Annotated in this window: 3 protein-coding genes and 1 pseudogene; all 4 read right to left on the bottom strand. The window is 61.2% G+C overall.

The features are described 5' to 3' along the window. Positions 1-158 precede the first annotated feature (158 nt). Positions 159-1196, bottom strand: a complete 1038-nt coding sequence (locus AB4Y43_RS40120) for a zinc-dependent alcohol dehydrogenase family protein (protein WP_368730264.1) — start codon at positions 1194-1196, stop codon at positions 159-161. 251 nt (positions 1197-1447) lie between these two features. Continuing rightward, positions 1448-2539: a porin gene (locus AB4Y43_RS40115; RefSeq protein WP_368730265.1), complete on the bottom strand. Its 1092-nt coding sequence runs from the start codon at positions 2537-2539 to the stop codon at positions 1448-1450. Positions 2540-2627: 88 nt separating this feature from the next. Continuing rightward, positions 2628-3170, bottom strand: coding sequence for a hypothetical protein (locus AB4Y43_RS40110; protein WP_368730263.1), 543 nt, complete (start codon positions 3168-3170; stop codon positions 2628-2630). A gap of 669 nt (positions 3171-3839) precedes the next feature. Continuing rightward, positions 3840-4282: pseudogene (locus AB4Y43_RS40105) on the bottom strand (manganese transporter); the annotation flags it as partial.

The raw sequence follows: 4282 nt of genomic DNA, 5'->3' as shown, positions 1-4282 counted from the left end.
ACGGATCAAGATCTCGCTTGGCGCACTCAGTCCGATTGAATACCGGGAGAGCCTCGGGCTGACGACATAAACCCGTCCAAGAATTCCGCCGCACCCCCGAAGCGGACATCTGAAAATGGCTTTGACATATAGATGTTCGCAAACATCAAACCACCGCATCACATCTCGACAATCACCTTCAACGCCTGCGTGCTGGCCGCCTGCGAAAACGTCTCATACGCCTTGGGCATGTCTTCGAATGAAAACCGGTGCGTGATCAGCCGGTTCGGATCGATCCGTCCGGCACGCACGGTCTTGAGCAGCATGGGCGTGCTCACTGTGTCGACGAGACGCGTCGTGATCGCTACGTTGCGGTCCCAGAGCTTGTCGAGGAAAAGCGACGCCGGCACACCATGCACGCCGATGTTCGCAATCACGCCACCCGGCGCCACGATCTGCTGGCACAGTTCGAACGTCGCAGGCACGCCAACGGCCTCCATGGCGCAATCCACGCCTACGCCATCCGTGAGCTTCATCACCGCATCCACGGCGTCGCCTGCGCGCGGATCGATGCACGCCGTTGCCCCGAACTTCTTCGCGCATTCCAGGCGGTTGGGGTCCATATCGATCATGATCACCTGCGCGGGCGAATAAAACTGCGCGGTCAGGAGCGCGGCCAGCCCGATCGGCCCGGAGCCGACAATGGCCACTGTACTGCCGGGTTCGACCTTGCCGTTGAGCACGCCGCATTCGAAGCCCGTCGGCAAGATATCGGAGAGCATCACGAGCGCGGCTTCGTCGAGGCCGTCGGGAATCCGGTACAGGCTCGTTTGCGCGTGCGGCGTACGCACGTATTCGGCCTGCGTGCCGTCGATACGATTACCGAGTATCCAACCGCCCGTCTTGCAATGCGAATACATGCCGCGCCGGCAGTACTCGCACTGCCCGCAGCTCGAGATGCACGAGACGAGCACGTGATCGCCGATTTTCAACGTCGAGACGCCGCTGCCGATTTCATGTACGACGCCCACGCCTTCGTGGCCGAGAATGCGGCCCGGCTCGCAACTCGGCACGTCGCCCTTGAGAATGTGGAGATCGGTGCCGCAGATCGTCGTCTTCGTGATCTTGACCACGGCGTCGCCGGGTCCCTGCAAGGCGGGCATTGGCCGCGTTTCGAGTGCGAACTTGCCCGGGCCGTTATAGACCAGTGCTTTCATGGTTCCTCCATCGACAACCGGAAATACGCCGGATCGCCGGGCGCCCTCCTTTCGGTCCGCAGGCGCGCGGCGAGTCCGTCGTCCCCTGCAAGGTTTGCATATTTCGATTCACGATGAGGCACCGTGAGCGGATTCGAAATAACGACGACATCGCCCTTGCATTCTTGATCGTAGTCCAATGTCCGATGGCTACGAAGTGGTGGTGTGGAGTTTCATGCGTTAAGCATCGGCTGCTTGCGTTTTCTCAAATGCTAGAACAGATGCCGGATGCCGACCTGAACGCCGAATTCGCTCTGACCGGGTCCCGGCGTGAGGAACGAACCCGTCGTAATGCTGGCGCCTGCCATCTTGAACTGCGCGGTGCCGTAGTTCTTCAATTCGGAAATCGTGCCGTATAGCCGCGTCCCCTTGGAGAGATCGTAGTTGACGATCGTCCCATATTGCAGGGCGTCGTTGCCGAGATGCGTGCTGTCCTTGGTGTAGGCGGCGCCGGCGCCCACGCTGAAGAACGGCGTAAACCGGTAGTCGGCCGAAAGCGAATACGTGCTGTGCCAGTCGCCTGCCGTATTGCCAGCCGGCCCGACCGTCGGATCGTATTTGCCCGCCGGGTTGCTGAGCGCATTGCCGGTGGTCGCGGAAATGACCTCGTTGGCGCGGAAATAGCCGACGTAGATGCGCCCCCACCCATAGTCGAGATTGCCGCCCGCCATGAATTCCTGCACACGGTTGGAGGCGGTGGCATTCGCCGCGTTCAAATAGGCAAGCGCGAGATAAACCGGGCCCTGGGTGGTCTGCACGCCGGCCTGATACACGGCATTGCCCGCGAGCGTGCCCGGCTGGCCGCCCACCGAATAATGGAGCTCGACCTGGGTCCCCACGAACTTGGGCGAGATCCACGCAATGTCATTGTCGACACGCGCCAGCCAGTTCGCAAAGTTGTTGTAGCCCGAGGCGTAGGTCGCCGCGCTGAAGGCGTCCATATTGCCGCTCCAGGCGAACATCGGCGTGTTCTGCCGGCCGAAGCGCACCTCGCCGAAGCCGCCGCCCACACCGACCCACGCCTGGCGATCGAAGAACCGGTAGCTGTTCTGCAGCTTGCCCGTACCCGGATCGAAGCCGCTTTCCAGCGCGAAGTTCACGCGGTATCCGCCGCCTATGTCCTCCGTGCCGCGCAGGCCCCACCGGCTCGTCATCAAGCCGTTGTTACCGAGCACGGCGAGCGACGTGGTCTTGCCGTCGACTTTCGTGTTCTGGTAACCGGCGAACACGTCCAGCACGCCATAGAGCGTCACCGACGATTGCGCCATCGCCGGTGTGCTGGCGATGACTGCCGCCGTGATCACCGACAAGCTAAGGAATCCTCTATTTAACGACATCGTCACTTTCCCCTGTTGTTGATCTCTTGATAGTTCGGTGCTGACGCCGGAGGCGTCAGCGTCCGCGCTCGGTCGATAGCATGCGCTTCACCACGAGGGCGAGCGGCACAGTGAAGCAAAAGTGCGACATGAAACCGCCGATGATGACGACCGGGTCGTAGTAATTGGGATGGTTGTCGGAGGCGATGCTAATCGCCACATGCATGACGATCCAGGCCAGGATCGCATAAAAAAGCGCGACGAATGTGGCTTCGTAACCACGGCGGCGGAAATACGGCCAGATCGCCGCGAACAGCACGCCCCACGCAATGGCGAAGAAGAAATGAATGGCAGTCCCGAGGAAATACGCCCAGATGCCGAGCGAGTCCTGTACGCCCTTGCCGAACACGAGGCCGGTCGCGTTGCGGGGAATGCCCGCAAGCGGCATGAGATGCTGGGCGCCGACCCAGATGAGCGCCTCGTAGATCCAGATGATGACTGCGCCCGTCAAGCCGCCGGCTATGCCGGCGCGCAAGATTGCGCCGAGCGTCGGCTTGCCGTCGATTGCTGTTCTCGTCCCTTGATACCCACCCTCACCTACGCTTGCATTGCCGCTCATCGCCGTCTCCTCCTGTCGTACTGCACGAAATGTTTTTCGCCAAGATAGAAACGGGGCTTACGGAAAACTACATCGGGTTAACGGCAGGCAAGAGGCGCTCCGTGGGCAAGAAAGCACGAGCAAGGCACGCCAGTGGCTCGCGATGAGCCGCGCAGCGCCAAGCTGGACAAGGCTTGACGGGATTCAACGGTGCACGTCGGGAGGTCGGCAGACCGGCTTGCAGACCCGGTCGCCGATAAGAGAAATCGATACGGAGGAAACGACTTCGCAACGCGAGGTCTGCAAACGCGCTTTATTCGGACGTCTCGCGCTGCGTATCGATTATCGGCTGCGTAACGCGTTACTGAGGCAGTATTTCCCGTAGACAACACAGTGTGATGCTCCGCCACTCGGCAGTCCGTTTTCGGGAAACGCGTCCGCGACGGCCTGCATGGCGCTCGTTGTGGATACCTGACAGTCCTGATCGACGACGAGAAAAGCGACGGCGAGGACCAGGGCTGAAACCACGGATAGCGAGAGAACGTGCATTTTCATCATCGACTCCTGATGCAATAGCCCGCAGTGTCCCGGCAAGGTCCGGTCGTCCAGACCAGCGCAGCTTCGTCCCCACCCTGCTCCAGCCAGCGGACGTGCAAAAAAGGGGCAGACATATACCTGCCCCGCTCCGCCTTAGTGAATGGCCATCTGCACGACCTTCACGATCACGAGACCCACTGCGACGACGAGGTAGGTGCGCAGCACGCCCATCCACACGCGTGTCGACAGCGTCAGGTGCTGCGGCGCCGGCAGGTCTTCGAGCGGCGCCATGCGCCACGTGTTGCGCAACTCCTTGAGCGCTGGCTTGTTGAGCGGCAGGGCATCCTGGGTGCCATTCGCGCCGCGTGATTTGCGCGAGAGTTCCACCGCGGCGTACACGGCCACGGCAATTCCACATCCGCCCACGAGAATCTTGACGATCGCCGCGCCGCTGATATCCGGAAACACGGTGGCCGCCGTCAGGATGATCGACAACACGACGAGCACGGCAATCACTGCACCCGTGAACACGTTCAGCCTCTTCGAATTCACCCACGGGCCAAGCACCGCCTTGTCATTACAGAGCAGCAACAGGA

Origin of the sequence: Paraburkholderia sp. BR10872, from assembly GCF_040965835.1 — a bacterium.
Taxonomy (GTDB): domain Bacteria; phylum Pseudomonadota; class Gammaproteobacteria; order Burkholderiales; family Burkholderiaceae; genus Paraburkholderia; species Paraburkholderia nodosa_A.
The sequence above is the reverse complement of the archived record's forward strand: the minus strand, read 5'-3'. Positions and strand labels throughout refer to the sequence as shown.